Origin of the sequence: Herbidospora mongoliensis (assembly GCF_001570545.1) — a bacterium.
GTDB lineage: Bacteria > Actinomycetota > Actinomycetes > Streptosporangiales > Streptosporangiaceae > Herbidospora > Herbidospora mongoliensis.
In genome coordinates, this window is record NZ_BBXD01000010.1 from 435,798 (window position 1) to 462,159 (window position 26,362).

At 68.8% G+C, this 26,362-nt stretch carries 29 protein-coding genes and 1 pseudogene; 15 read left to right on the forward strand and 15 right to left on the reverse strand.

Features of this window, described 5'->3' with window-relative positions:
• Positions 1-103: 103 nt before the first annotated feature.
• The 5 genes from AW272_RS10805 (at position 104) to AW272_RS10825 (ending at position 4,816) form a co-directional block, all read left to right on the forward strand.
• Positions 104-1,276: an ABC transporter substrate-binding protein gene (locus AW272_RS10805; RefSeq protein WP_066363320.1), complete on the forward strand. Its 1,173-nt coding sequence runs from the start codon at positions 104-106 to the stop codon at positions 1,274-1,276.
• The gene (locus AW272_RS10810; RefSeq protein WP_066363321.1) at positions 1,276-2,124 is read left to right on the forward strand and encodes an ABC transporter permease; all 849 of its coding nucleotides are present in this window, start codon (positions 1,276-1,278) and stop codon (positions 2,122-2,124) included. Before AW272_RS10805 ends, AW272_RS10810 begins: the two co-directional genes overlap by 1 nt.
• Positions 2,112-2,906, forward strand: coding sequence for an ABC transporter permease (locus AW272_RS10815; RefSeq protein ID WP_066363326.1), 795 nt, complete (start codon positions 2,112-2,114; stop codon positions 2,904-2,906). Before AW272_RS10810 ends, AW272_RS10815 begins: the two co-directional genes overlap by 13 nt.
• The gene (locus AW272_RS10820) at positions 2,903-3,961 is read left to right on the forward strand and encodes an ABC transporter ATP-binding protein (RefSeq protein WP_066363328.1); all 1,059 of its coding nucleotides are present in this window, start codon (positions 2,903-2,905) and stop codon (positions 3,959-3,961) included. The genes AW272_RS10815 and AW272_RS10820 overlap by 4 nt, the downstream gene beginning before the upstream one ends.
• A gap of 69 nt (positions 3,962-4,030) precedes the next feature.
• Positions 4,031-4,816 carry a DinB family protein gene (locus tag AW272_RS10825; protein ID WP_066363339.1) on the forward strand — a complete coding sequence of 262 codons (786 nt, stop codon included), beginning with the start codon at positions 4,031-4,033 and terminating at the stop codon, positions 4,814-4,816.
• On the opposite strand, the gene AW272_RS10830 is transcribed toward AW272_RS10825, so the two are convergent.
• From AW272_RS10830 to AW272_RS10840, 6 genes and pseudogenes are all read right to left on the reverse strand, one after another.
• Positions 4,782-5,414 (reverse strand): alpha-ketoglutarate-dependent dioxygenase AlkB, encoded by a 633-nt coding sequence (locus AW272_RS10830; protein ID WP_066363350.1) that lies wholly within the window; start codon positions 5,412-5,414, stop codon positions 4,782-4,784. The genes AW272_RS10825 and AW272_RS10830 overlap by 35 nt on opposite strands.
• Positions 5,415-5,444: 30 nt before the next feature.
• The gene (locus tag AW272_RS45550) at positions 5,445-5,567 is read right to left on the reverse strand and encodes a hypothetical protein (protein ID WP_275527290.1); all 123 of its coding nucleotides are present in this window, start codon (positions 5,565-5,567) and stop codon (positions 5,445-5,447) included.
• Positions 5,564-5,659 carry a hypothetical protein gene (locus AW272_RS44930; protein WP_245657395.1) on the reverse strand — a complete coding sequence of 32 codons (96 nt, stop codon included), beginning with the start codon at positions 5,657-5,659 and terminating at the stop codon, positions 5,564-5,566. Before AW272_RS44930 ends, AW272_RS45550 begins: the two co-directional genes overlap by 4 nt.
• Before the next feature lie 71 nt (positions 5,660-5,730).
• Positions 5,731-5,799: pseudogene (locus AW272_RS44935) on the reverse strand (DUF4291 domain-containing protein); the annotation flags it as partial.
• A 37-nt stretch (positions 5,800-5,836) separates the two neighbouring features.
• Entirely contained in the window at positions 5,837-6,541 is a 705-nt protein-coding gene (locus AW272_RS10835) for an aspartate/glutamate racemase family protein (RefSeq protein ID WP_245657397.1), read from the reverse strand.
• Positions 6,538-8,001 carry an NCS1 family nucleobase:cation symporter-1 gene (locus AW272_RS10840; RefSeq protein ID WP_066363353.1) on the reverse strand — a complete coding sequence of 488 codons (1,464 nt, stop codon included), beginning with the start codon at positions 7,999-8,001 and terminating at the stop codon, positions 6,538-6,540. The genes AW272_RS10835 and AW272_RS10840 overlap by 4 nt, the downstream gene beginning before the upstream one ends.
• 116 nt (positions 8,002-8,117) lie before the next feature.
• Here AW272_RS10840 and AW272_RS10845 point away from each other — a divergent pair, with 116 nt between their 5' ends.
• Genes AW272_RS10845 through AW272_RS10855 form a run of 3 tightly spaced genes read left to right on the forward strand, consistent with a single transcriptional unit; the run spans position 8,118 to position 10,122 of the window.
• Entirely contained in the window at positions 8,118-8,669 is a 552-nt protein-coding gene (locus AW272_RS10845; RefSeq protein ID WP_066363355.1) for a helix-turn-helix domain-containing protein, read from the forward strand.
• A gap of 33 nt (positions 8,670-8,702) precedes the next feature.
• A complete protein-coding gene (locus AW272_RS10850; RefSeq protein WP_066363357.1) occupies positions 8,703-9,422 on the forward strand; it encodes a hypothetical protein in 720 nt (239 codons plus the stop codon).
• A gap of 37 nt (positions 9,423-9,459) precedes the next feature.
• The gene (locus tag AW272_RS10855; protein ID WP_157518467.1) at positions 9,460-10,122 is read left to right on the forward strand and encodes a hypothetical protein; all 663 of its coding nucleotides are present in this window, start codon (positions 9,460-9,462) and stop codon (positions 10,120-10,122) included.
• Positions 10,123-10,126: 4 nt separating this feature from the next.
• On the opposite strand, the gene AW272_RS10860 is transcribed toward AW272_RS10855, so the two are convergent.
• Both AW272_RS10860 and AW272_RS10865 read right to left on the reverse strand, forming a co-directional pair.
• Entirely contained in the window at positions 10,127-11,542 is a 1,416-nt protein-coding gene (locus AW272_RS10860; RefSeq protein WP_066363359.1) for an ATP-binding protein, read from the reverse strand.
• Positions 11,539-13,197: an NAD(P)/FAD-dependent oxidoreductase gene (locus AW272_RS10865; protein ID WP_066363362.1), complete on the reverse strand. Its 1,659-nt coding sequence runs from the start codon at positions 13,195-13,197 to the stop codon at positions 11,539-11,541. Before AW272_RS10865 ends, AW272_RS10860 begins: the two co-directional genes overlap by 4 nt.
• A gap of 91 nt (positions 13,198-13,288) precedes the next feature.
• Here AW272_RS10865 and AW272_RS10870 point away from each other — a divergent pair, with 91 nt between their 5' ends.
• Positions 13,289-14,494 carry a YbbN family protein gene (locus AW272_RS10870; RefSeq protein WP_066363365.1) on the forward strand — a complete coding sequence of 402 codons (1,206 nt, stop codon included), beginning with the start codon at positions 13,289-13,291 and terminating at the stop codon, positions 14,492-14,494.
• 18 nt (positions 14,495-14,512) lie between these two features.
• Here the strand turns inward: AW272_RS10870 and AW272_RS10875 are convergent, their stop codons facing one another.
• The 4 genes from AW272_RS10875 to AW272_RS10890 are packed head-to-tail and all read right to left on the reverse strand — an operon-like array spanning position 14,513 to position 16,532.
• Positions 14,513-14,884 carry a hypothetical protein gene (locus tag AW272_RS10875; protein ID WP_066363368.1) on the reverse strand — a complete coding sequence of 124 codons (372 nt, stop codon included), beginning with the start codon at positions 14,882-14,884 and terminating at the stop codon, positions 14,513-14,515.
• A 17-nt stretch (positions 14,885-14,901) separates the two neighbouring features.
• Positions 14,902-15,270 (reverse strand): roadblock/LC7 domain-containing protein, encoded by a 369-nt coding sequence (locus tag AW272_RS10880; RefSeq protein WP_066363734.1) that lies wholly within the window; start codon positions 15,268-15,270, stop codon positions 14,902-14,904.
• 41 nt (positions 15,271-15,311) lie between these two features.
• Entirely contained in the window at positions 15,312-16,157 is an 846-nt protein-coding gene (locus AW272_RS10885; protein WP_066363370.1) for a hypothetical protein, read from the reverse strand.
• A gap of 3 nt (positions 16,158-16,160) precedes the next feature.
• Positions 16,161-16,532 (reverse strand): hypothetical protein, encoded by a 372-nt coding sequence (locus tag AW272_RS10890; RefSeq protein ID WP_066363372.1) that lies wholly within the window; start codon positions 16,530-16,532, stop codon positions 16,161-16,163.
• Positions 16,533-16,702: 170 nt separating this feature from the next.
• Between AW272_RS10890 and AW272_RS10895 the strand changes: the two genes are divergently transcribed.
• On the forward strand, positions 16,703-17,188 hold the full coding sequence (locus tag AW272_RS10895) for a 2-thiouracil desulfurase family protein (protein ID WP_066363373.1): 486 nt from the start codon (positions 16,703-16,705) through the stop codon (positions 17,186-17,188).
• On the opposite strand, the gene AW272_RS10900 is transcribed toward AW272_RS10895, so the two are convergent.
• Positions 17,169-18,383: a DUF4032 domain-containing protein gene (locus AW272_RS10900; protein WP_218010844.1), complete on the reverse strand. Its 1,215-nt coding sequence runs from the start codon at positions 18,381-18,383 to the stop codon at positions 17,169-17,171. The genes AW272_RS10895 and AW272_RS10900 overlap by 20 nt on opposite strands.
• 91 nt (positions 18,384-18,474) lie before the next feature.
• On the opposite strand from AW272_RS10900, the gene AW272_RS10905 reads away from it, so the two are divergent.
• Entirely contained in the window at positions 18,475-20,052 is a 1,578-nt protein-coding gene (locus AW272_RS10905) for a DUF885 domain-containing protein (protein ID WP_066363375.1), read from the forward strand.
• 32 nt (positions 20,053-20,084) lie between these two features.
• Positions 20,085-21,275, forward strand: coding sequence for a pyridoxal phosphate-dependent aminotransferase (locus AW272_RS43745; RefSeq protein ID WP_174551807.1), 1,191 nt, complete (start codon positions 20,085-20,087; stop codon positions 21,273-21,275).
• Here AW272_RS43745 and AW272_RS43750 read toward each other — a convergent pair.
• Together AW272_RS43750 and AW272_RS10920 are read right to left on the reverse strand one after the other, a co-directional pair.
• Positions 21,272-22,147 (reverse strand): hypothetical protein, encoded by an 876-nt coding sequence (locus tag AW272_RS43750; RefSeq protein ID WP_066363383.1) that lies wholly within the window; start codon positions 22,145-22,147, stop codon positions 21,272-21,274. The genes AW272_RS43745 and AW272_RS43750 overlap by 4 nt on opposite strands.
• Positions 22,148-22,220: 73 nt before the next feature.
• Positions 22,221-22,850, reverse strand: a complete 630-nt coding sequence (locus AW272_RS10920; protein WP_245657399.1) for a class II aldolase/adducin family protein — start codon at positions 22,848-22,850, stop codon at positions 22,221-22,223.
• Between the two features lie 273 nt (positions 22,851-23,123).
• Here AW272_RS10920 and ngcE point away from each other — a divergent pair, with 273 nt between their 5' ends.
• From ngcE to AW272_RS10935, 3 genes are read left to right on the forward strand one after another with little or no spacing between them, the layout of a single operon-like run.
• Positions 23,124-24,572, forward strand: coding sequence for an N-acetylglucosamine/diacetylchitobiose ABC transporter substrate-binding protein (ngcE, locus tag AW272_RS10925; protein WP_066363385.1), 1,449 nt, complete (start codon positions 23,124-23,126; stop codon positions 24,570-24,572).
• Between the two features lie 3 nt (positions 24,573-24,575).
• Entirely contained in the window at positions 24,576-25,511 is a 936-nt protein-coding gene (locus AW272_RS10930) for a carbohydrate ABC transporter permease (protein ID WP_066363386.1), read from the forward strand.
• Positions 25,512-26,357 (forward strand): carbohydrate ABC transporter permease, encoded by an 846-nt coding sequence (locus AW272_RS10935; protein WP_066363389.1) that lies wholly within the window; start codon positions 25,512-25,514, stop codon positions 26,355-26,357.
• The last annotated feature ends 5 nt before the right edge of the window (positions 26,358-26,362 follow it).

Below are 26,362 nucleotides of genomic sequence, written 5' to 3' on the forward strand. Positions count from 1 at the left end.
ACGAATGGCCGCCGACTGTTCACCGTCAGGACGTGGGTGGTCGATCTCGTGTCCCTAGCTTGTTTGAACAAGTTAAGGCACTTCGCTCCAGTGGGAGTTCATTGTGGTCTCTTCCCGAGTCCGTCTCACCGGCCTCGCAGCCGGTCTGCTGATCGCCGTCGCGGCCTGTGGGTCCGCGCCCGGCACCGAGGCAACCTCTACTTCTCCGGCCGCCTCTGGCGGCGCCGCCGCGGTCGACGCCAGGACCGCGACCTCGGCCGCCGACTTCGGCGGTGTCGACAAGCTGTATGAGGCCGCCAAGGCCGAGGGCAAGTTGCACGTCATCGCGCTGCCGCCGAGCTGGGCCAACTACGGCGAGATCCTGACCGCCTTCAAGGCCAAGTACCCCGGCATCGAGATCGAGGAGGAGACCCCCGACGCCTCCTCCGCCGACGAGATCAACGCGGTGAAGACCCGCAAGGGCCAGGACCGCGCCCCCGACGTCCTGGACGTCGGCCAGTCGTTTGCCTACTCCGGCGCGGCCGAGGACCTGTTCGCCCCGTACAAGGTCGCGACCTGGGACAAGATCCCCGCCGCGCAGAAGGAGGCCAATGGCCTCTGGGTGAACGACTACGGCGGCTACGTCTCCATCGCCTGCGACGCCAAGAAGATCGCGGCCTGCCCGCAGACCTTCGCCGACCTGCTCAAGCCCGAATACAAGGGCAAGGTCGCGATGAACGGCAACCCGACCAAGGCGGGCTCCGCCTTCGCCGGCGTGTACGCCGCCGCGCTCGCCAACGGCGGTTCGTTCGACGACATCCAGCCCGGCATCGACTTCTTCAAGAAGCTCAAGGACGCCGGTAACTTCAACCCGGTCGAGACGACCCCGGCGACCATCGAGAAGGGCGAGACCCAGATCTCGATCGACTGGGACTACAACAACGCCGCCTACGCGCCGATCATGGCCGCGAAGGGCCTCGACTGGAAGACCGTCATCCCCACCGACGGCAAGTACATCTCGCTCTACGCCCAGGCCATCAACAAGGACGCCCCCCACCCGGCCGCCGCGCGGCTGTGGCAGGAGTTCCTCTACAGCGTCGAGGGCCAGAACCTGTACCTGAAGGGCTTCGCCCGCCCGGTGCTGCTGCCCGCGATGATCGCCGACGGCTCGGTCGACCAGGCCGCCTCCGCCGCCCTGCCGCCGGTCGACGGCGAGCCGTCGTTCCCGACCGCCGACCAGGTCACGAAGGCGAACGCGGACGTCGCCTCCGGCTGGGGCGCCGCGGTCGCGGGCTGATGTCTGCCCTGGTGAAGAACCGGCGCCGCGGTGGCGGCGCCGGGTGGCTGGCGGCGGCGCCTCTGCTCGCCGTCACGCTGATCGCGTTCGGCATCCCGGTGGCGGTGCTGGTCATCGGCGCGTTCTCGGTCGAGGACGGCGGGCTCGGGTTCGACAACCTGTCGGCGACGATGCGGGAGCCGTACATCGGGTCGCTGTGGAGCAGCGTCAAGCTGTCGGGCGTGGTCGCCGTCCTGGGCGCGATCCTCGGGGCGTTCCTCGCGCAGGCGGTGCTGACCTCGCGGTCCGGACTGCTGCGGGAGGCCGTGCTGACGGCGTCCGGGGTGCTGTCCAACTTCGGCGGCGTGCCGCTCGCGTTCATCTGGATCGCCACGCTGGGCAACTCCGGCGTGGTCACCGCCGCCCTCGGCCTCGGCGCGGGCGCGCTCTACAACTTCTGGGGCCTGGCCCTGGTCTACCTCTACTTCTCCGTACCGCTGATGGTGCTGGTCATCGCCCCCGCGCTCGACGGCCTCAAGCCGCAGTGGCGCGAGGCCGCGCAGAACAGCGGCGCCTCGACCTGGCAGTTCTGGCGGATGGTCGGCATCCCGGTCCTCGGCCCGTCGCTGCTCGGCGGGGGCGTGCTGCTGTTCGGCGGCGCGTTCGCCGCCTACGCGACCGCCGCCGCGATGGTCGGCGCGTCGGTGCCGCTGGTGACACTCCAGATCGCCGACGCCCTCACGGGCAACGTGCTCATCGGGTACGAGAACGTCGCCCTCGCGCTGTCCCTCGACATGATCGTGATCGCGCTGCTGGTGATGGCCGTCTACCTGCCGCTGCAGAAGAGGAGCTCCCGATGGCTGGCGTGACCTGGCGCCGGATCACTCTGGGCGTGGCGGTGGTCTACTTCCTGGTGCCGCTGGCCATCGCGGTCTGGTTCACCGTCTACAACGAGTCGCAGGGCTTCTCCCTCGGCGCCTACGGCCGGATCGTCTCGGCCCCCGGCTTCGGCGAGAGCCTGCTGAAGTCGCTGCTGCTCGGGGCCGCGGTCATCGTGCTGGTCCTGCTCCTGGCCCTACCCGCTCTCTTGGCTGTACGACTAGGGGCCCCCGGCCTGCGCCCGGTGCTGGAGACCATCACGACGCTGCCGCTGATCGTGCCGCCGATCACCTACGTGGTCGGCATCGCCAACGCCCTGCGCGGCGGCACCGACGCCCTGGCGGCCACCCCGTTCTGGCAGACCCTCATCTCCATCCAGGACGAGGACTTCCCCGTCGTCCTGGTCCTGGCGTACGTCATGCTCGCGCTGCCGTTCGCCTACCGTTCGCTGGACACCGGCCTGCGGGCCATCGACGTGCGCACCCTCGTGGAGGCGGCCCGGAACCTGGGCGCCTCGTGGCCGTACGTGCTGTTCCGGGTGATCCTGCCGAACCTGCGCTCGGCCGTGGCCAGCGCCGGCTTCCTCAGCCTGGCGCTCGTCATGGGCGAGTACACGATCGCGGCCCTGATGGGCTACCGCACCTTCCCGGTGTGGATCGTCACGATCTCGGGCAACGACGGCCAGCTCTCGGTGGCGCTGTCGGTGCTCAGTCTCGGCCTGATCTGGCTGCTGTTGCTCACCCTCTCGGGGGCGGGAAGGAAAGCTAAATGACCGTGGAGTTCCGTGAGCTGCGCCGTTCGTTCGGCGGCACGGTCGCCCTCGACGGCCTCAGCCTGAAGATCGAGCAGGGTGAGCTGATCGCCCTGCTGGGTCCGTCGGGCTGCGGCAAGACGACCGCGCTGCGCTGCGTGGCCGGTTTCGAACGCCCCGACACCGGGGCCGTCTTCATCGACGGCGCCGACGTCACCCGGGTCCCCGCCAACCGCCGCGACGCCGGCATGGTGTTCCAGAGCTACTCGCTGTTCCCGAACCTGAACGTCCGCGACAACGTGGCGTTCGGCCTGCGGGTCCGGCGGCGGCCCACCTCCGAGCGCCACGACCGGGCCGCCGAGCTGCTCGAACTCGTCGGTCTCGGCGGCTTCGGCGAGCGCTATCCGCACCAGCTGTCGGGTGGCCAGCAGCAGCGCGTGGCCCTGGCCCGCGCGCTGGCCCTCCAGCCGAAGGTCCTGCTGCTCGACGAGCCGCTGTCGGCCCTGGACGCCAAGGTCCGGGTCTCCCTGCGCGAGGAGATCCGCCGCCTGCAGCTCGAACTCGGCATCACCACGATCTTCGTCACCCACGACCAGGAGGAGGCCCTGTCGGTCGCCGACCGGGTCGCGGTGCTGAAGTCGGGCAGGCTGGAGCAGGTCGGTTCCCCCGCCGAGGTCTACGACCGGCCCTCGACGCCGTTCGTGGCGGAGTTCGTCGGGACCATGAACCACCTGCCGGGCCGCGTGACGGGAAGCACGGTCGAGGTCTTCGGCCAGATCCTGCCCCTCGACGGCACGGCCCCCGGCGAGGAGGTCGACGTCCTGGTCCGGCCGGAGGCCGTTCGCGTGACCCCTTCCGAGGACGGACACGGGTTCATCCTCGCGTCGTCGTTCCGGGGCTCGATCGCCCGCCTGCGCGTCCAGCTGGACGGCGGCGGCGAGGTCCTCGCGGACGTCCCGGGCCACGAGGCCGTCCGCCTCGCACCCGGCCTGAAGGTCGACGTCACCCTGGTCGAGCGCCCGGTCCTGACGGCGGAACGCACCGCCGTCGCGGCCCCGGTCGAACCGGTCGGCTGAGCCACCGCGTCGAGCGGTGATCGCCCCTCCGGGGTGGTCACCGCTCTTGCGGTTCGGGAGAATCGCGCGATGGCAACGGAATACACCCATACCCGTGAGTTCCGCGGTGCGACCTTCAGAGACGCCGATCTCACCGGCGCGACGTTCCGCGAGTGTGACCTGAGCGCGGTCAGGATCGTCGCCTCGCAGGTGTCCGACCTCCGGATCTCCGGGTTCGACGGGGAGGCCGGCACGGTCGTGGTCGACGACGTCGACGTCACCGCGTTCGTGGCGGCCGAGCTCGACCGGCGGCACCCGGAGCGCGTGCGGTTGCGGGCCGTCCGGACCGCCGACGACTTCCGCGCCATGTGGGACGCCCTCGAAAGCCTCTGGTCGCAGACCATCGTCCGGGCCGAGCGGCTGCCCGAGAGCGCGCGCCACGAAAGGGTCGACGACGAGTGGTCGTTCGCCGAGACGCTGCGCCATCTCGTCTTCGCCGCCGACACGTGGGCGGGCCGCATGGTGCTCGGCGAGCCGGAGCCGTACCATCGCCTCGGCCTGCCACCCACGGACTTCTCCGCCTCGGACTCGGCGGAGCTGGGCCTCGACGTCGCCGCCGAGCCGTCGTATGCCGAGGTGGTGGCGCTTTACGCCGCCAGCCGGGAACGGGTGCGTGCCGTCGTCGCCGCACTCACCGGCGACGACCTCGAACAGACCCGCACCGCCGCGCTGGGCCCCGGCGGCGCTCCGGAGACGCACTCGGTCGGTGACTGTCTCCGCGTGGTGATGAGGGAACACTGCGAGCATCGCCGCTTCGCGGAGCGCGACCTCTCGCTGCTCGTCAGCGGACCCCGCGCACGCGGAACTGGATGCTGATCCGGGGGCCCAGGGCTTTGGCCGACTTGGGGATGGCGTGTTCCCAGGTGCGCTGGCAGCTGCCGCCCATCACGATCAGATCGCCGTGGCCGAGGTCGTGGCGGAGGGTCGTACCGCCGCCTTGGGGTCTGAGCAGGAGCGCCCGGGGAGTGCCGACCGAGACGATCGCCACCATCGTGTCCTCGGTGGAACCGCGGCCGATGCGGTCGCCGTGCCAGGCGACGCTGTCGCGGCCGTCGCGGTAGAGGCACAGGCCCGCCGTGCGGAACGGCTCTTTCAGTTCGTCGCGGTAATAGGCGTCGAGGGCCTGTTTCGCCTCGACGAGCATCGGGTCGGGCAGGGGGTCGCCCTCGTCGTAGAAAGCGAGGAGCCGGGGGACGTCGACCACGTTGTCCCACATCTTGCGGCGCTCGGCCCGCCAGGGGACCGAGTCGGAGAGGCGGCCGAAAAGGGCGTCGGCGCCGGAGATCCAGCCGGGGCGGACGTCGATCCAGGCGCCGTCAGTCAGAAGGGTGCGGCGCACGTGGCCGTCGAGCGGGCCGGGCCCTTCGTGGTCGGCCGTCGCGTCGAGCAGCGACGGCTGGAACGTTGCGCTCATAACGCCTCAGGCTATCAAACACACGTTCGATCATGGGGTGGCCCCGCAGGTCGCGGCGATGTCCGCCGGGAGCGGGTAGGGGCGCTCCACCGGGAGCGCGGCCTCGCGGGCCTCGGGGCTGAGCGCGTGGATCCGGTGGGCGAGGGCGGTCACGTCCCCGATCCCGACGATCCACTCCTCGACGTAGCGGTCACCGCCTCGCGGGACAGGCCCATCTGCAACGCCCGGTGGGGCAGCGCGTGCAAGGGCGGCGACCGCTCGGGGTCCCACTGGATCCGAACCGGCCGTGGGCTGCGGCGTGGTCACCGATCTCGGGGCTGTAGGCCTGGTAGACGGTGATCGTGCGCTCGTCGTGGCGGGCCCGGATCTGCCGCGGCGGAATCATGCCGCACAGTCTTCATATCCGGCGTTCCGCCCGCCACCTATTTGATCTCGAAGCCGGCCAGGAGCCCTGTGTACGGTTTCGGCGGGGGAGAGGCGTATTCACCGCGCCTGCTCGTGGTGAGCCTGAGCTTCACGAGCGACTCGGCCAGCGTCACCGCCGCCTGCACGCCGTCGATCACCGGGGCGTCGATCCTCCGCGCGATCTCCTTCGTGTACGCCCCCATCCCGGCGCACCCGAGCACGATCGCCTCCGAACCGTCCTTCTCCAAGGCGGTCTCGGCTAGTTCGGCGACCACGCTCAGGGCCTTGTCGTCGAGGTCGAGCACCGGGATCTCGCACGCGTGCACACCCCGGCAGGCCTTCTCACACCCGTACCGTTCGGCCAGGTCCCAGGCCCGCTGGACGGTCCGGCCCAGCGTGGTGACCACGCTGAAGCTGCGGCTGACCAGCGTCGCGACGTGCATGGCCGCCTCGGCGATGCCGATCACCGGGCCGTCGGCGACCTCGCGGGCCGCGTCGAGGCCCGGATCGCCGAAGCAGGCGATCACGTAGGCGTCGGCGCCGTGGAGTTCGGTCAGGATCCCCGGTACGGCCAGCGCCTCGTCGTAGTGGCTCTCGATCGAGGCCGGACCCATGGCCGGGCTGACCGCGGTGACGTGTGCCGCCACCTCCCGGGCGCACGAACCGATGATCTCGGTCATGTCCCGGGAGGTGTTGGGGTTGATCACCTTGACGTGGATCACCCGGCGTCCACCAGGATCCTGGGGTTGCGCCGCTCGAAGAAGATGAAGGCGACGAACCCGAGCCCGCACCCGATGAACCACGAGTAGTCGGCGATCCACAGCCCCGACCCGAGCAGCTTCGGCACGATCACCGACAGGATGGCCGGGATGCCGCTGGACAGGATCGCGTAGATCGCGTTGGGGTTGTAGCCCTTGCTGAAGTAGTAGCGCCCGCTGGGCGACATGGTGAACATGGCGTCGACGTCCACGAACTGCCTGCTGATCACGTAGTAGCCCGCGATCAGGATCCCGAACAGCGGCCCGATGAGCGCGCCGAGCACCCCGAGCGTGTAGTGGATGGCGTCCGGGTTGCCGTACCAGTTCCACGGCGTCAGCAGCACCGACCCGACCGCCGCGATCATCCCGCCCATCCGCCACGAGATGCGCTGCGGCGACACGTTGGAGAAGTCGAAGGCCGGCGAGATGAAGTTGGCCACGATGTTGATGCCGATCGTGGCGATCACGAACGTCAGGCCGCCGAGCAGGATCGCGAACGGGGTGTCGATCCGCTCGACCGTGTGGATCGGGTCGGTGATCAGCTCCCCGAACACCGGCACCGTCGCCGAGGCGGTGATGACCGTGAGGATCGAGAAGAACAGGAAGTTCACCGGCAGCCCGAGCAGGTTGCCTCGCTTGACGGCGTCGAACGACTTGCCGTACCGCGAGAAGTCCCCGAAGTTCAGCATCGGGCCGGAGAAGTACGACACCACCAGCGCGATCGCGCCGAGCATGACCGGGATCGACTCGGCGAACCCGAGGCTCTCGCCCGAGCTCAGGTCCAGCGAGATGTTCTCCCACCCGGCCTCGCTGACCAGGTAGACCGCCAGCACGACCATGACGACGTACACGGCGGGTCCGGCCCAGTCGATGAACCGGCGGATCGCCTCCATGCCCTTCCAGAACACCGCCGCCTGCGCCACCCAGAGGATGGCGTAACAGATGTATCCGAGGGGCGAGAGGCCGAGGAAGGTCGTCTCGTTGAGGGAGGCCGTCGACGGCCAGAACTTGAGGAAGATGATGAGCAGCGACTGCGAGGCGAGATAGGTCTGCACGCCGTACCAGGCGATCGCGATCAGGCCCCGGACGATCGCCGGGATGTTCGCCCCGAGCACCCCGAAGATGGCCCGGTTGATGACCGGGTAGGGCACCCCCGTCACCTGGCTGGGCTTGGCGACCAGGTTGCAGAAGAACTGCACGATCACGATGCCCACGAGCAGCGCGACCAGCACCTGCCACGACGCGAGCCCGAGCGCGAACAGCGAGCCCGCGGTGACGTATCCGCCGACGCTGTGCACGTCGGACATCCAGAAGGCGAAGATGTTGTAGGAGGACCAGGTCTGCTTCTTGAGCGGGACGAGATCCTCGTTGGCCAGCCGGGGGTCGTAGTCGGGTTTGATGAGGCCCGTTTGGACGTCGGTCATCACAGCTTCCTCGGGGGGTATCGTGCGGATGGAAACCGTTCGGTCCTGTTAAGCAGTCACTTAACGCTCGGCTGGTTTCGCCGCTGTTAACCCGTTATGACAATCGGTAAGGAGCCATGGACGCGCTCGGACCCCGGCTACGCGACCTCAGGGAGCGCTCGGGACTGTCCCTCCGCGCCGTCGCCCGAGCCCTGGAGATCTCCCCGTCGGCCGTCTCCCAGATCGAACGCGGCCTGATGCGGCCGTCGGTGTCCCGCCTGATCGCCTACGTGACGGCGATCGGGGTGCCGCTCTCCGAGGTCTTCGACGAGGCCGACGCCCAGCCCGTCTCCTTCGCGGTCCGGCGGGCCGGAGAGGTCGCGCCGCTGCTGCTGAGCGGGGGCATCACCTTCCGGCGGCTGTCCCCGGCTTCGACGCCTGACGTGGAGTTCTTCGAGTCGACGTATCCGCCTCTGTCGATCTCCAACGCTCACGGCCAGTTCTTGAAGCACGACGGCTACGAGGTCGGGACGGTCACGGCCGGCGAGTTGACGATCGAGTTCGAGTCGGAGCTGGTGACGCTGGCGGTGGGCGACTCGATCACCTTCCCCTGCGACCGCCCGCACCTGATCGGCAACCGGTCGTCCGAGGTGACCGCCGTGGCGACGTGGCTGATCGTGCACCGCTGAGAACCTTTTTCGCCGGGGCGCGGTATGACCGGTATGACACGACGAATTCTGGCCGCCCTGGCGGTCGTCGCCGCCGTATTCCTCCCGGCTGTTCCCGCGAACGCCGGCGCGTGGGCGGTGACGGAGCTCGACACGCTCCCCTCGGCGATCGAGCCGGGGGTGACGTACACGATCGGTTATTGGGTTCTCCAGCACGGGACGCACCCCTTCGAGGGACCCGACTCGGAGATGCAGACCGGGCTGCGGCTGACCGACGGCTCGAAGGTGCTGGACTTCCCCGGGACGCCGCTCGCCGAGCCCGCCCACTACGCCACGACGATCCAGGTGCCTTCAGGTGAGTGGAAGCTGGAAGGCGTGCAGGGCATTTTCCAGCCATACAACCTGGGCCTTCTCACGGTGCCCGGCGGCCTGAAGGTGGCGCCCCCGCCGTTCCCGAGCCAGACCGGCGGAACGGCGACCGACTACTGGGGGCCGGTGAAGCCGCCGGGCTTCCCCTGGGACGCGAAGAACGTGGTCAAGGCCGAGAGCACCGCCGTCGCTCCCGCACCCCAGCCGGCCGCCGCTCCGAGCCCGGCCGCCGCGGTGGTTCCCGCCGCGCCCGCGGCTCCGGCTGAGGAGAGCTCGGGATGGGGTTACGCGGTCGGCGGGGTGGTCGTGGGCGCGGTGGTGGTGTTCCTGGTCGGACGGCTACGGCGCAAGCCCGAGCCTGCGGCCGGGGACGAGGAGAACGCCTTCGTGATCTCACGCAGCTGACTTGGAACCTTCGGAGCTCGGCGGATGTAGCAGAGGCATGACCCGAAGAATCGTGCTCCTGCTGGCCTTCCTCGCGCTCCTGGTCGTTCCGGTCCCCGCCGCGTCCGCCGGTGGATTCGCGGCGACCGAGGTCGATCCGATCCCCGAGATCCAGCCCGGCACCGTGTACACCATCGGCTACTGGGTCTTGGGGCTCGGCAGCGAGCCCGTCAGGGACGAGGCGTTCGGGGACACCGCGCTGCGCTTCAGCGGCAACGGGCAGAAGCTGGAGTTCACCGGCACCAAGCTCGCCGAACCCTCCCACTACGCCACCTCGATCGTGCTGCCCGCCGGTGTGTGGGAGGTCGAGGCGCTCCAGAGCTACTACGGCACCTATGAGATCGGGACGCTGACCGTCCCGGGTGGGCTGACGCTGTCCCCGCCGGAGTATCAGCCGATGCGGATGGCCGGCCAGCTGGACCCGTGGGGCGCGATCAAACCGCCGGGGCATCCCTGGGGCACCCCGTTCCGGCGGAGCACGGCCGACGTCCCCGTCGTGAAAGCGGCCACGGTCCCCGAACCGGAACCCCTCATCTGGCCCTACGCGTTCGGCGGGTTCGTGCTCGCCGGAGGTCTGGTGCTTCTCCTGCGGTCACGGCCGAAGCGGCACGAACCGGACCAGGAGAAACAACAGGCCGCCTTCGTCATCGGTGGCCGCTGAGCCTTCAGGCTCCTTCGAACGGCAGCAGCACCCGGAAGTTCGTCCGGCCCGGCTGGGAGTCCACCCGGATGTCGCCGTGGTGCTTCTTCACGATGATCCGGTAGGAGATGTCCAGCCCCAGCCCCGTCCCCTCTCCGACCGCCTTCGTCGTGAAGAACGGCTCGAAGATGCGCGGCCGGACCTCCGGTGGGATCCCGTGGCCGGTGTCCTCGACGTCGACCGCCAGGTTCTCGCCGTCGCGGCAGGTCGAGATCGTCAGGGTCCCGACGCCCTCCATGGCGCCGATAGCGTTGTCGATCAGGTTGGTCCACACCTGGTTGAGCTCGGCGGCGTAGGCGGGCACGGGAGGCAGCGTGCGGTCGTAGTGCTTGACCACCCGTACACCCTCGGGGACCTTCGCCTGGAGCATGGTCAGCGTCGCGTCGAGCAGGTCGTGCACGTCAACCGTCTGATGCGGCGCACGGTCCAGCTGCGAATACTGCTTCGCGGCGGCGACCAGCCCGGAGATCCGGGACACCGCGTCGTCGATCTCGCCCATCAGGAGCTCGGTGTCGATCGTGTACGTCAGCCACCGGATCGCCCCCTCCAGGTTTCCCTCCCCGACGCATTCCTTGACGGTCTCCAGCCACTCCGACTCGATCCCCCCGGCGACGAGAGTCGGCGCGATGTCCCACGAGCCGGCGATGTCGTGGTCGTCGAGCCAGTCGGCGAGGGCGTCCTCGGCGTCGGAGGTCTGGAGGGCGGTCAGCTCGGGGGCGGAGGCGGCCTGTTTCACCGCGACCTCCTGGAGTTCGACCAGTTTGTGCAGCCGGCCTCCGTCGATCTTCCCGTCGGCGATCATGCCGAGCTTGTGGCGCATTCCGGCCACCCGCTCCCGCAGGATCGCGGTGGCGCGCACGGCCGCGGCGGCGGGGTTGTTCAGCTCGTGCGTCAGCCCGGCGGACAGGGCGCCCAGGGCGAGCAGGCGTTCGCGCTCGCCGACCGCCGTCTGCGTCGCCCGCATGCCGACGAACAGGCCTTCGAGCAGGTGCATCGCCATCGGGAACCACTGCCGGGTCCACTCGGCGAACGAGTCGGCCGGGATCTCGTAGACGGTCACGTCGGTCAGGGCCATCATCGAGTTGTTGTATTCCTGGGCGACCAGCGGGTCCATGTAGGCCTGCGTCGCACCGCCGTAGGCGCCGCGCTGGTCGCTGCGGGTGAACTCGACGTCGTCGCCCCGGACGCGCCGGGTCAGCGTGATCGTGCCGTCGAGGAGGACCACGAAACAGGTCGCGGGCTGGCCCTCCTCGTAGACGCGGGCTCCGGCCTGATAGGGGATCACGCGGCCGCAGTCGGCGATCAGCTGGAGCTGGTCTTGGTTGAGGGATTCGAACAGGAACAGGCCGCGGAGGTCGTCCGGGGTCAGAAGGTCGCTCACTGCGCCTCCAGATAACGGTGAATGAGGGAGACGGCCATCGCGCCTTCGCCGACGGCGGAGGCGACGCGTTTGACGGAGTCGGAGCGCACGTCGCCGGCCGCGAAGACGCCGGGCATGCTGCTCTCCAGATGGTAGGGGTCGCGGGGGAGCGCCCAGCCCGACGGCCGCTGACCGCCGGAGAGCAGGTCGGGGCCGGTCAGGACGAAGCCGTTCTGGTCGCGCTGGACGACGGAGTCGAGCCAGGCGGTGCGGGGCTCGGCGCCGATGAAGATGAAGCACCACGTCGTCTCGGCGGTTCTGATCTTGCCGGTACGGGTGTCGCGCAGCGTCAGCCGCTCCAGGTGGTCGTCGCCCTCCGCCTGGCAGATCTCCGTGTGCGGGTGGACCTGGATCGACGGGTGGGAGGCGAGTTGCTTGATCAGGTAACTCGACATCGAGCGTTCGAGGCTGTCGCCGCGGATCAGGATGTGGACGCGGGCGGCGTACCGGGAGAAGTAGACCGCCGCCTGGCCGGCCGAGTTGGCGCCGCCGACGATGTAGACGTCCTGGTCGAGGCATGAAGGGGCCTCGGTCGAGGCGGAGCCGTAGAAGACGCCCCTGCCGGTGAAGCCCTCCAGGCCGGGCGCCTGGAGCATCCGGTAGGAGACCCCGGTCGCCAGGACCACGGTGTGGGCGGCGATCGAGGTGCCGTCGTCGAAGCGCAGGATCCTCGTCGAGCCGCCCGTCTCCAGCGCGACGGCCTCGCGGGCGCTCAGCAGTTCGGTGCCGAACTTCAGCGCCTGCCTGCGGGCGCGCTCGGTGAGCTGGGCGCCGCTGACGCCGTCGGGGAAGCCCAGGTAGTTTTCGATGCGGCTGCTCTGCCCGGCCTGGCCGCCGGTGGCCCGCTGTTCGATCAGGACGGTACGCAATCCCTCGGACGCCCCGTAGACCGCCGCGCCCAGGCCCGCCGGGCCCGCGCCCACGACCACCAGGTCGTAGAAGTCGCTGGTGGCGGTGGTCGACAGGCCCACGTGGGGAGCCAGGTCCATCTCCGACGGCTGCACCAGTGACTTGCCGTCGGTCGTCACGACCAGGGGCACGTCGTTCTCGGTCAGCCCGGCCGCCGTCAGCAGCCTGCGGCCCTCGGGGTCGTCGGCCAGCAGCCAGCGGTAGGACACCAGGTTCCGGGCGAGGAAGTCGCGCACCGCGTACGACTCGGCCGACCAGCGGTGCCCGACCACGCGGATCTCGGTCACCGGGCGGTCGGGGGTGGCGATCCAGGCGTCCAGGAGGGCGTCGATGACCGGGTAGAGCTTCTCCTCCGGCGGGTTCCACGGCTTGAGCAGATAGTGGTCGACGTCGACCAGGTTGATCGCGTCGATGGCCGCCTCGGTGTCGGCATAGGCGGTCAACAGGATGCGCCGGGCCAATGGAAACAGATCCATGGCCGTCTCAAGGAACTGGATGCCGTTCATCTGGGGCATCCGATAGTCGGCCACCAGAACGGCGACCTGTTCGCCACGCAGTTTGATCTCGCGCAACGCCTCAAGGGCCGCCTCGCCGGAGTCGGCCCGCACGATGCGGTAGCGGTCGCCGTATCGGCGGCGCAGGTCACGGGAGACCGCGCGGGAGACCGCAGGGTCGTCGTCCACCGTCAGAATCGCCGGATTCGCCATATGCCCCATAAAAACACGCTCGGAGGGTCATTGCTTCCAACGTACCTTCCGGGGCGTTTGATCATGACGCTGACCTGGGGATTCTTCCTGAATGGAGCGCGCGCTGAGATTCCCCGAAACCGCCTTGCCGGGCGAGGTCCACTTCGTCGTGATCGGCGACAGGCCTGCCGGGCAGACGATGGGTGAATTCCGGCCCACGGGAGAGATCCCGGTTCCGTCCGACGTCGAGCTGGCCTACGTGGCCGCGACGACCGAACGGCTCGGCGAGGTGCCGGAGATGACGGGCCTGCGGCTGAGCGGCGTCTGCGACGACGACCTCCGCCTGATCGCCAAGCGGTCGACGCTGCGCGACCTGGCCGTGACGGGGCGGTTCACCGACGAGGGGGTCCGCGCGATCCAGGGGCTCACCACGCTGGAGAGCCTGGAGCTGTGGTCGCCGAACATCACCGGTGACGTGCCGCTGCCGGAGGACAGCCCGCTGATCAAGGTCAAGATCGGCGGTTCCTCGGTCGTCGACGCCGCGTTCGGTCATCTCGCCCGCACCACGGCCGCGGTGGTCGCGGTTTCCGGCGAGTCCGTACGCGGCCACGGACTCGGCGCCCTCGGCGCCATGCCCACGCTCCGCTACCTGCGCCTGGGCAGCGAGAACATCGAGCCCGGCTGCCTGTGGCGCCTCGGGTCCAGCGAGTCGCTGGCCATCCTGTCGCTGGCCGGGCCGGTCGACTGCGAGGCGGTGCTGTCGTTCGCGCCGCCGCTGAAGGAGATCGACCTCGACCACGTCTCCCGGGCCGACTGCGCCCGGCTGCTGTTCCACGGCCTGGCCGTGAACGGGCTGTCGGGCCCGCCCCGGCTGGCGGACGCGTACGCGCGGATGCTGACCGGCCCGGACCGGCCGACCGGGATCGCGCCCCGGCGCCGGATCGTCACCGGGGAGCGCGACCTGACCTCACTGGTGATGGGACCGGCCCCGGTGCTTCTGATCTTCACCAGCCGTGACTGCCTGGCCAGCGAGTGGATCGCGCCGGTGATCGACCGGATCGTCGCCGAGTACGACGACGAGCTGATCGGCGCGGTCGCCGACGTCGAGACCGCGATCGGCGCGGCGACCGCCGCCGGCGTCGACCGCACTCCGACCGTGCTGCTCACCCGCAAGGGCGAGGAACTGCTGAGGCTGCCCGGGATCAGATCCCACGCCGAGCTGATCCGCCGGGTGACCGGCACCCTCGGGCTGCCCATGCCGGGGGAGAAGCTGTTTCCGGGGAGAGAGAACCGTGAGCCGCTCCTGGGTTCCGCCTGAGCGGCTCACGCCGGCGGCTCAGATCTCCAGCTTGTCTTCGATGGTCCGCAGGTGGTGGCGGGCCATCGCCAGGTTGGCGCGGCCCCGGTCGAGGGCCAGGTAGAGGAACAGGCCCTTGCCGCCCCTGCCGGTGATCGGGCGGATGATGTGATATTGGCCGGACAGCGTGATGAGGATGTCCTCGATCGCGTCCTTCAGGCCCAGGCTGTCCATTGTGCGGAGCTTGGCCTTCACGACCTCGGTGTTGCCGGCCCCGGCGATCTGCAGGTCGAGGTCCTTGGACCCGCCCAGCACCCCCAGGCTCATGCCGCTGTTGTAGTCGACCACGGCGGCACCGAGGGCGCCGTCGATCCCCATCATCTCCTTGAGAGAGATGTCCATGTTCGCCATGTCGGCTTTTCTCCTCTTCATTCGCGTTCGACGATGGCGGCGATCTTCGCCGCCGTCTTCCTGCCCTCGATGCGCAGCAGCCCGAGGTTGGCGCCCGGCACGGCCAGCACGGTGAGGACGAGTTTGGGACCCGCGGCGTAGTGGACGGTGAAGCCGCGGGTGGCGGAGATCAGGGTCTCCTCGAGGTCACCGATCCTGGTCAGGTCGGCCATCCGGCGGCTCATCGAGAGCACGGCCGAGGTGAGCGCCGCGGTCTGCTCGACGTTCCCGGCGATGTCGGCGGAGACGAGCATCCCGTCGACGGTGCAGGTGAGGACACCCGTGATCTCAGACGTGCGGCCTCGGAGGAGCAGCATCTCCTCGTGAATTTCGCGGCGCAGATCCATGGGGATGCCCCTTCCGGCCCGTTTGAGCCACGGGCGCGTGATCACTGGAATGCCTCCAGCGCGTTACGCAGCCTGATGAGCAGGTTCACGTCCGACGGATCCCCGCTGATCTCGGGAAAGGACGACTGCGCCCGCCGTCCGTTTCCGTTGGGAGGCTCGGGCCGTGGAGCCGATCCCGCGACTCTCTTCGGAAGTTCCAGGCGTTTCTCCGGAGGCGGCGGCTCCGGAGCCGCCGCCGGTGTCTCCAGCAGCCCCGCCGCGGCCATCTCGCGGACCGCGAGCAGCGTCGTGTACGCCGGCCGCCCGATCCGCTTGGCCAGCTCGATCGGCGTGGTGTCGGCGTCCGCGTTCAGCAGGATCTCCCACTGGAGCGCGGTCAGCATCACGTGATGTGCGCGGATGCGCCGCACCGGTACGACCGGGCGGCTGTCGAGTTCGGCCGATGGCCAGGCGCGGTCCAACCGGGCCCTCCTGCGATGACATTCCCGGAACAGGCCCGGCACGTCGAAGAACCATTGGATCCCCAGCCAGTGCCGGTCCCCCTCGCGGAACCTGGGCTTGGGTACGTTCGCGCCGAACAGGAAGAAGGAGGCGTCCAGGGTCGCTCCCAGGACGCAGAGTTGCAGTTCGCCCCGGCTGAGCACGCCCCGCCGGACGAGCATGTCGCCGCCGTCGGCGGTGGCCGCCGTGGTCTGGCGGGCCGTCTTCACCCCGTGGGAGGTGATCCGGCCGGAGACCGTGAGGAGTTCCTCCACGGTCGGGGTGCGGGCGCACTCCACGTAACAGACGCGCCCCTTGCTGAGATAGACGGTGCCGCTCCGGCCGGCTTTCAGGGCGCCGGTCGCCTTGCTCTCCGCCAGTTCGGAGAGCATGTCGTCGATCGGCACCTGTCACGACGCGATCAGTTCGTGGGAGATGCTGTCGAGGCGCCGCCGCGCCAGGGCCAGGTTCGCCCTGTCTCGGTCGAGCCGCACACAGATCAGGATCGGGCCGTCCCACATCGTCTCCATCGGCTTGATGAGCTGGTAGCCGTGGTCGGTGGTGATGATCAGATCATCGATGCGGATCGTTCCATCAGGCGATGACAGGGCCAGTCCGTCGAGCGTGGCGCGGAAGGTCTCGCTGAGCCCGATCGCCGACCGCTCCGGGTCGGGCAGGCCCTCCGTCGCGAGCGCGGTGCCACTGGTGTGGTCGACCAGTATGGCGCCGAGCGCTCCCGGGATGGCCATCGCCTCGGACAGGCAGTCCTCGATGCCGATCACCCGCAACTCCTCATCCGGTTACCCCCCGCCAAGTGGTGGGTCAAACCATAGAGAGACCGGAGATTCGCCCCACGAATAAGCATGTGTCGGTTGGTTTCCTGACATAAATACTTAGTCAGTGGATGGAGGAATTTGCTACCCGGTGGAACCCGTGTTGCAAAATTGGTGAGGTGGAACGAATTCTCGTGAGCGCCTGCCTGATGGGGCGCCGGGTGCGCTACGACGGCGGCGCCAAGACCAGCGACGACGCCGTCCTCGCAGGCTGGAAGGCCGAAGGACGGCTGGTGCCGTTCTGCCCCGAGGTCGAGGGCGGCCTGCCGGTGCCCCGCCCCCCGGCGGAGATCGAGGGCGGCGCCGGCGGCGCGGCGGTGCTCGCGGGGGCGGCCCGCATTCTCACTCCCGACGGCCGCGACGTCACGGCGCATTTCCTGGAAGGCGCGCGCCAGTGCCTCGCGGTGGCCCGCTCATTCGACGTGCGGATCGCGATCCTCAAAGAGGGCAGCCCGTCGTGCGGGTCGCTGCGGATCTACGACGGCACCTTCCGGGGGCGCGTGCTGCCCGGCGAGGGCGTGACGGCCGCGCTGCTGGTCGCCAACGGGATCGAGGTCTTCGGCGAGGACCGCATCGCCGAGGCTGCTAGAGGTCTACTCCGATGATCGCCTTCTCGTCCGGGCGGTGGACGAGCACGTTGTCGATGTAGCTGCGGACCGCCGCCTCCAGTCCGACGTCCTTGCCGGCCGCCTCGGACAGGAACCAGCGGTGTTCCAGCACCTCGTGGAACAGTTCCGCGCGCTCCAGCTTGCGGTGCAGCTCCGACGGGATCGCCTTTATCACCGGCTGGTAGACCTCGGCGAGCCAGCGGTGGGCCACTATCGCCTCGTCCTCGTGGCGCAGGCCGTGGGTGACGGTGAAGGAGTCGAGGTCGTTGAGCAGGCGGCGGGCCTGGTTCTCCTCGACGTCCAGGCCGGTCAGGCGCAGCAGGCGGCGCTGGTGGTGGCCGGCGTCGACGACCTTGGGACGCACGATCAGGCGGCCGGTGCCGGCCTTGCGGCGGACCATCATCTCGGCCACGTCGAAGCCGAGGGTGTTGAGGCGGCGGATGCGCTGGTCGACCTTGTGCCAGTCGACCTCCTCGATGATCTCGTCGGAGTTGAGCTCGGTCCACAGGCGGTGGTAGCGCTCGACGATCTGCTCGGCGAACAGCAGCGGGTCGATCGACGGGTGCAGCAGGTCGCCGGCCTCGAGGTCGAGCAGTTCGCCGTAGATGTTGATGTGGGCGACCTCGATGTCGTGGTGCCGCTGGCCCTCGCTGATCATCGGGTGCAGTTCGCCGGTCTCGGCGTCGACCAGGTAGGCGGCGAACGCGCCCGCGTCGCGGCGGAACAGGGTGTTGGACAGCGAGCAGTCGCCCCAGTAGAAGCCGGTCAGGTGCAGCCGGACCAGCAGCACGGCCAGCGCGTCGAGCAGCCGCTCCAGCGTCTCCGGGCGCAGGGTGCCCGACAGCACGGCCCGGTAGGGCAGCGAATATTGCAGGTGGGCGGTGATCAGGGCCGAGTCGAGGACCTCGCCGGTCTTGGACTCGCGGCCGGTCACCACGGCGACCGGTTCGACCGACGGGGTGTCGAGCCGGCTCAGGTCCCAGAGCAGGCGGTATTCGCGTTTGGCGTACCGCTCGCTGATCTCCTTGATCGCGTACACGGTGCCGTTGATGCGGGCGAACCGCACGACGTGGCGGGAGATGCCACGGGGGAGGGCGACCAGGCGGTGTTCGGGCCACTCTTCGAGCGGGATGTCCCAGGGGAGCCGGATGAGATCGGGATCCGTCGGGGCGCCGGTCATCTGCAGTGGCACCTGATTGCTCCTACTTTGGGGGGACCTATGCGATTAAGTGTCGCGGATGTCGTCCATTACTGGCGAGGCGGGTCGGAGGTAGGGTCGCCGCATGACGCTGCTGGACGAGTTCGTCGACTGGTATCTGAAGGACAATCCGGTACGGGCGACGCTGCTCGGGGCCACCGGATTCGACCGCACCCTCGGCGATTTCAGCGAAGAGGGGTTCATCCGCCGGGAACGCGCCACCGAGCTGTGGCTCGACCGGCTCTCCAACGCCGATCCCGGGCCTTCGCTCGACGACCGGATCGACCACGAACTCGCCCTCTCCCATCTGCACGGCGACGTGCTCCTCGCGCGCTGGCCTGAGTGGCGGCGGACGCCCGCGCCCTATCTCGACGCGATCTTCGCCTCCATGTTCACCCCGTTCCAGCAGCGGCTGTCGCCGGAGGCGGAACTCGTCGAGGCGGCCGTCGCGCGGCTGGCCGAGGTGCCCGGGGTGCTGGCGGCGTGCAAGGCCAACCTGGTGCCCGATCTCGCCGCCGAACTCCTCGTCACGCGGGGGCTGCAGCAGGCTCGTACAGGACGGAGGTTCCTGACCGAGACGCTGCCCGCGCAGGTGCGCGACCCCGCGCTGCGCACCCGCCTGGCGGCGGCGGCCGAACCGGCCGCGACCGCCTTCGACGACCTGGTCGCCTTCCTCGACGGCTTCCGCGCGGGCGGCAGCTGGCGGATGGGCGAGGAGCTCTACTCGGGCCTGCTCCGGGAGCGCGAGATGCTCGGCTACGGCGCCGGCGAGCTCCACGCCAAGGGCGTCGCCGAGTGGGAGGCGCTCAACCAGCGGATGAACGAGGTGGCCGGCAAGCTCGGCTTCGACGCCTGGCGGCCCGCCATGGAGTCGCTGATGGACGACCACCCGCCCACCCTGGAAGCCATGCGGGCCGAATACGAGGCCGAGACCGAACGCGCCAGGCAGTATGTGCGCGCCCGCGACCTGGTCACCTTCCCGGCGGGCGAACACTGCCAGGTGCTCCCGTCGCCGGAGTTCCAGCGGCCGATCATCGCGGTGGCCAACTACCTGGCGCCGCCGCCGCTGAGCACCGCCCGCGAGGGCGTGTTCTTCGTTCCCTACACCCCCGACGACTTCACCGAGGAGCAGATCCGGCAGCGGCTGCGCACCAACTCGCGCCCGCAGATGCCCTCGATCGCCGTCCACGAGGCCTACCCCGGCCACCACTGGCAGCTCGCCCACCTGGCCGAGAACAAGCGCCGGATCCGCAAGGTCTTCCGGACGCCCTACTTCGTCGAGGGCTGGGGCCTCTACGTCGAGAAACTCATGTGGGAGCAGGGCTACTACGACACGCCCGAGACCGAGCTGGCCCACCTCGACTGCCGCATCTGGCGGGCCGCCCGGATCGTCGTCGACACCGCCCTGCACTGCGAGGACATGTCGATCGAGGAGGCCGAGACCTACATGGCCACCAAGGCGTCGCTGTCGCCCGGCACCGCCAAGGGTGAGGTCAGCCGCTACTGCGCCTGGCCGACCCAGGCGCCGAGCTATCTGACCGGCGCGATCGAGATCGAGAAGATCCGGGCCGAGTACACCGGTGACCTGAAGAGTTTCCACGACCGCATCGCCGGAAGCGGCGGCCTACCCCTCGGGCTGGCCCGTAAAGCGGCCCTTGGCTGAACTCGATAAAGCCCTGGCGCGTAATCTCCTGCGTGACAGCATCCGTAGACCTGGCGTTGCTGCGGAGCGACGCGCACAGTCCGTCCTACTTCGCCCTGCGGCGCGGCGCCGCAGGTGAGGACCTCGTCGACTTCTGCATCCCGTGCAACCCCTACTTCCCGACGACGGGGATGTTCGACGATCTGCGGGCGAACCTGGTCGACATGCTCAAGTACTACCCGAGCGACGCCGAGACGATCACGAAGGAGCTGTGCGACGCCCTCGACCTGAACCCGTCGACGATCGCCATGGGCAACGGCTCGACCGAGCTGATCACCTGGCTCGACCACCTCATGGTCCGCGAGAGCCTGGCCGTGCCGGTGCCCACCTTCGGCCGCTGGACCGACCAGCCGCTGGAGACCGGCAAACGGTGCGACATGTTCCCGCTGCTGGAGTCGCAGGGGTTCCGGCTGGACGTCGAGAACTACGTCCGGTTCATCCGGGAGCGCGGGTCGCGGGTGGCGGTGATCTGCAACCCGAACAACCCCGACGGCGGCTACCTGCCCCGCCACGAGGTGATCCGGCTGCTCGACCGGCTGACCGACCTCGACCTGGTCGTGGTCGACGAGTCGTTCATCGAGTTCGTCGACTCCGAGCCGCTCGCCAGCGTCGCCGACGAGGCGGTGATCCGGCCCAACGTGGTGGTGCTGAAGAGCCTCGGCAAGAACTTCGGGCTGCACGGCGTCCGGTTCGGCTACCTGGTGGCCAATCCGCAGATCGCCGGTCTGGTCCGCCGCGTGCTGCCGAAGTGGAACCTCAACTCCTTCGCCGAGGTCGTGGTCTTCATGCTGAAGGCCCACATGAACGAATACCGTCACAGCCTCCGGCTGGTCGCCCACGACCGCGAGATGATGATCCGGCAGCTCGCGTCCCTCACGGGGCTGAGGGTCTTCCCGTCGCAGGGCAACTTCGTGCTGTGCAAGCTCCCCGAGGGCCGCGACGGCCGGGAGCTGCGCGACTTCCTGATCCGCGAACACGGCGTCTACATCCGCGAGTGCGGCAACAAGCTCGGCTTCAACAGCCGCTTCCTGCGGCTGGTCGTGCGTCCCCACTCCGACGTGCAGCGGCTCCTCGCCGGCATGTACGCCTATCTCTGCGCCGACGAGGAACCACGAAGAGGCCGGAGGCGGGCCCCGGAGATCGAGCCCGCCCCCATCTATCGACTGCCCGGCAGCCTGGCCTAGTTCACGCAACCCTGGACGGTGTTCACGGGGGCGCAGTTGGTCGGGCTGTTGTCCCGGACGCCCGACCGGTGCAGCGTCACGACGCCGCCGGGCAGGACGACGACGCCGCCGCCGGCGAGGATGGACTTGTTGAGCCTGACCCAGGAGTTGTCGAGCGTGGTGATGCCGGCGCTGGCGATGCCGCCGCCGGCCTGGGTGGCCGACAGGTTGCCGTTGACGGCGGTGCGGACGACCTTCGAGGTGCGGCCCGCGGCGGTGTAGATGCCGCCGCCGTGGTTGTTCAGCACGTTCCCGGCCACGGCGCTGTCGATGATGTGCAGGTCGCCGTTGTTGTAGATGCCTGCGCCGTTCCCGGTCAGGGTCAGGTTGGTGGTGAAGAGGGAGTTCCGGATCGTGGCCCGGCCGAGGTTGTAGAGCCCGCCGCCGCTGCCGGTGCTGGTCTGGTTGCCCGACACCGTGACGCGCCGCAGGTAGAGGTTGCCCTCGTTCCTGATGCCGGCGCCGTCGGTGGAGCCGAGCTGGCCGTTCAGGATGAACAGGTCCTCGACGGTGAGGTTGCCCGCAGGGCTCACTTCGAGGATGCGGAGCGCCACGGCCCCCGGGTCGCGCTTGATCGCGGTGTTGGCGGTGCCCTTCAGCGTGATCCGGCCGGTGATCAGCGGGAGCGCCGTGGTCAGGTTGTAGGAGCAGTTCGGCGCCAGCTTCAGGATCGCCGGGCTCAGGTTGGCGGTGGTGATGGCACTGGCCAGCGCGGGCGTCGAGCACGGCACGTGGATCGCCTGCGTCGTCGGGTGCGGCGAGGCCACCGCCGGCGCCTGCATGGCGGCGACGGCTACTCCTGCGACGAGTGCGGCGTTGGCGAGCAATCCCATGGTGTCCCCCTTGTGGCGAGAAATTCCCACGGGTCATTCGATCAAGGGAGTTAACCGGCAGGGCGCGCGACGATCAGGCGTTTCCCGAACCCTTACTGGCCCTTTCGATCACCGCGACCAGTTCGTCCTCTGTGAGCACGCGCGGGGCGCCGACGCCGAGGGCCCGAACGTAGACCTCGCACAGCCACTCCAGCAGCCGGGTCGCCTCGAACGCCTCCTCCAGGGTGCGGCCGATCGACACGCTGCCGTGGTTGGCCATCAGTGCGGCCTGCCGTCCGTGCAGGGCCTCGACCACGTGGGCGGCGAGCTCGGGGGTGCCGTAGGTGGCGTACTCGGCGACCCGGACCGTGCCGCCGAGCAGCAGCGCGTTGTAGTGGATCGGCGGGAGCTCGGTCAGAGTGGAGGCGACCACGGTGCCGAACATGGCGTGGGTATGGACCACCGCCTGAGCTCCGGTGGCCTTGTAGAGGGCCAGGTGCATCGGGGTCTCCGACGAGGGCGCGCGGGCACCGGAGACGATCTCGCCGTGGAGGGTCAGGACCGGGCAGTCGTCGGGGGTCAGCGCGTCGAGGGCCACCCCGGAGGGGGTGACCGTGACCAGGGAGTCCCGGCGCACGCTGAGGTTCCCGGAGGTGCCGATCACCAGCCCGAGGGCGGCGGCGCGGTGGCCGTACCGGCACAACTCCTTCTGGAGCTCCATCATGGCGATCACACTATCTGTCAGCCGGTCTATACCAGTAGAGGCCATATAGGGCATAAGATACGGTCAAGCTCGGCTGTCAAGAGGGGATCGTCCCATGTTTAATATCCCCCATAACATGACAAAAGGCTGCGATTGGCACACGTACCATCGCGGTCACGTCACAGGTTGGTCTAGACCGACCTCGACATCTTGACGATGCTCCGGCCTCGCTCGTACGTTCACGAACGTTTAGGAAACTTTCCTAATTGATCCCCCCGGCATCAGGAGAGTTGGATGACCATCACGCCCCGTGACATCACGCGCCGTCAGCTGCTGGCCCGCGTCGGACTGACCGCCCTCGTCGCAGGTCCCTTTCTGAGCGCATGTGCCACCGGCGGCGGTGGCTCCGAGGCGGCCGCACCTTCGGCCGCTCCGACGACCGGCGGCGCGAGCGCCTCGGCGAACAACCCGTTCAACGTCCAGGCCTCCACCCCGCTCGAAGTCGTCATCTTCAAGGGCGGCTACAGCGACGAGTACGCCACCCAGTCGCACGAGCCCCTCTATGTGAAGGCGTACCCGGGCGCGACGATCAAGCACCAGGGCATCCAGACCATCGGGCAGACCCTCACCCCGCGCTTCGCCGCCGGTGACGTGCCCGACGTGGTGAACAACTCCGGCACCGACAACCTCGACGGCGGCGCCCTGATCAACGCCGGGCAGCTGCTCGACCTGACCCCGCTGTTCGAGGCCCCGAGCGTCGACGACCCGACGAAGAAGGTCAAGGACGTCATCGTCCCCGGCACCATCGAGTCGGGCCTGGGCGGCGACCCCGCCAAGCCGTACACGCTGAACTACGTCTACACCGCCTACGGCCTCTGGTACGACGCCAAGCTCTTCGAGAAGGAGGGCTGGACCCCGCCGAAGACCTTCGACGAGTTCAAGACCTTCGCCGAGGCCGCCAAGGCCAAGGACATCGTGCCGTTCGGCTACGCCGGCAAGAACGCGGCCTACTACGCCTACTGGATGATCCTGATCTCGGCCGCGAAGATCGGCGGCAACAAGGTCCTGCTCGACATCGACAACCTGGCCGACAACGCCTGGAACAACGACTCGGTCAAGCAGGCCGCCGCCGCCTGGGCCGAGATCGGCAAGTACATGGACAAGGCCTACGAGGGCCTCATCCACACCGAGGTCCAGACCCAGCAGAACCAGGGCAAGGTCGCCTTCTACCCGTCGGGTTCGTGGCTGGAGGCCGAGCAGGCCAAGGACACCCCCGCCGGCTTCGAATACGGCATGGTGCCGACCCCCTCGGTCACCGCCGCCGACCAGATGCCCTACGAGGCCATCCGCGCCGCGGCCGCCGAGGGCTTCGTGGTGCCGTCCAAGGCCAAGAACGCGGCCGGCGGCCTCGAATACCTGCGCCAGATGCTGTCGAAGCAGGGCGCCCGCGACTTCACCGAGAAGACCAAGTCGCTGACCGTCGTCATCGGCGCCACCGAGGGCCTCACCCTGTCGCCCGGCCTGACCTCGGTCGCCGCCGCGCAGACCGCCGCGGGCACCAACGTGGTCACCTTCTCCTCGTTCGAGGGCTGGTACAAGGAGCTGGAGACCGAGCTGCGCAAGCAGACCAACGCCCTGATGTTCGGCCGGATCAGCGCCGAGGAGTTCGCCACCAAGATGCAGGAGGCGGCCGACAAGACCAAGGCGGACTCGTCGATCGTCAAGCAGAACCGGGCCGTGTGACCCATGCGGCGTGGCAGGCCCGCGCCGGGGGCGGTCAGGAAGTGGGGCTTCATCGCCTCCTTCCTGGCCGTGCCGCTGGCGGTCTACATCATCTTCTTCGTGAGCCCGAACCTTCAGGCCCTCCAGCTCGCGCTGACCAACTCGCGCGGCATCTCGCCCGACTTCGAGTACGTCGGGCTGGATAACTTCACCCGCCTGCTCGACGACGACGCGTTCTGGGCCGCGGTCCGGCACCACGGACTGATCCTGCTTGTCATGCCGCTGGTCACGATCGTCATCGCGCTGTTCTTCTCGTTCCTGCTCAACCTCGGGGGCGGGCAGAAGAACGGGCAGCTCAGGGGAGTGTGGGGGTCGGCCTTCTACAAGGTCGTCTTCTTCTTCCCGCAGGTCCTCGCGGTCGTCATCGTGGGTGTGCTGTTCCAGGCCATCCTGAACCCGCAGAAGACCGGCATCCTGAACAGCGTGCTCGGCCTGTTCGGCGTCGATCCGGTCGGCTGGCTGATCAACCCCGACCTGGCGCTGTGGACCCTGATGGGTGTCATGGTCTGGCAGGGCGTCGGCTTCTACGTCGTGCTGTTCAGCGCCGGCATGGCCGGGGTGCCGAAAGAGGTCTTCGAGGCCGCCGCGCTCGACGGCGCCAACCGCTTCACCCTGTTCTTCAAGATCACGCTGCCGTTGGTGTGGAACACCGTGCAGGTCGGCTGGGTCTACCTCGGCATCGCCGCGTTCGACGCGTTCGCACTGGTCCAGGTTCTGTCGGTCGACCGTGGTGGTCCCGACAACTCGACCACGGTGCTGCCGCTGGAGATCTTCCGGCAGACCTTCACCTACTACAAGTTCGGTTACGCCTCGGCGATGGGCGTCGCGCTGGTCTTCCTGGTGCTGACGTTCGCGGCCCTCACTCTGCGGGTCACCCGGCGCGAGAGGATCGAGTACTAGATGAAGCAGCAGTCCTCGCGTCTGTTCGGCGGCCTGTCCCACGTCGTGCTCGTCCTGTGGACGATCATGGTGGTGACGCCGATCGTCTACACGTTCCTCAACTCGTTCAAGTCCAACACCGAGATCTTCGGCGACAGCCCGCTGTCGCTGCCGCAGTCGTGGAACTGGGGCTCGTGGGGCCGCGCCTGGGAGACCTCGCGCATCGGCGAGTACATGATCAACACGATCATCGTGGTGGCCTTCTCGACGTTCTTCACGATGCTGCTGGGCTCGATGGCCGCCTACGTGCTGTCCCGGTACGTCTTCCGCGGCAACCGGATCATCTACACGCTGTTCGTGGCCGGCCTGTCGATCCCGCCGTTCCTGGCGCTGTCGGCGCTCTACAAGGTCGTCGACAACGTGGGCCTGCTCGGCACCCACACCGGCGTGGTCATCGTGTACGTCGCCTTCTCGCTCCCCTTCACCGTGTTCTTCCTGTCCGCGTTCTTCAGGACGCTGCCGACCACGGTGGCCGAGGCCGCGATGATGGACGGCTGCTCGCACACCCGCACGTTCTTCCAGATCATGCTGCCGATGGCCAAACCCGGCCTGGTCAGCATCACGATCTTCAACGTGATCGGCCAGTGGAACCAGTACCTGCTGCCGATCGTGCTGCTCCCGGGAGACCGCCAGGACAAGTGGCTGATCACCCAGGGCATCGCCAACATCTCGACCAGCGCCGGCTACGAGGCCGACTGGGCCGGCCTGTTCGCGGCCCTGTCGATGGCGATCATCCCGATCCTGATCGTGTACGTCGTCTTCCAGCGCCAGATCCAGACCGGTCTGACCGCAGGGGCGGTCAAATAGCGAGA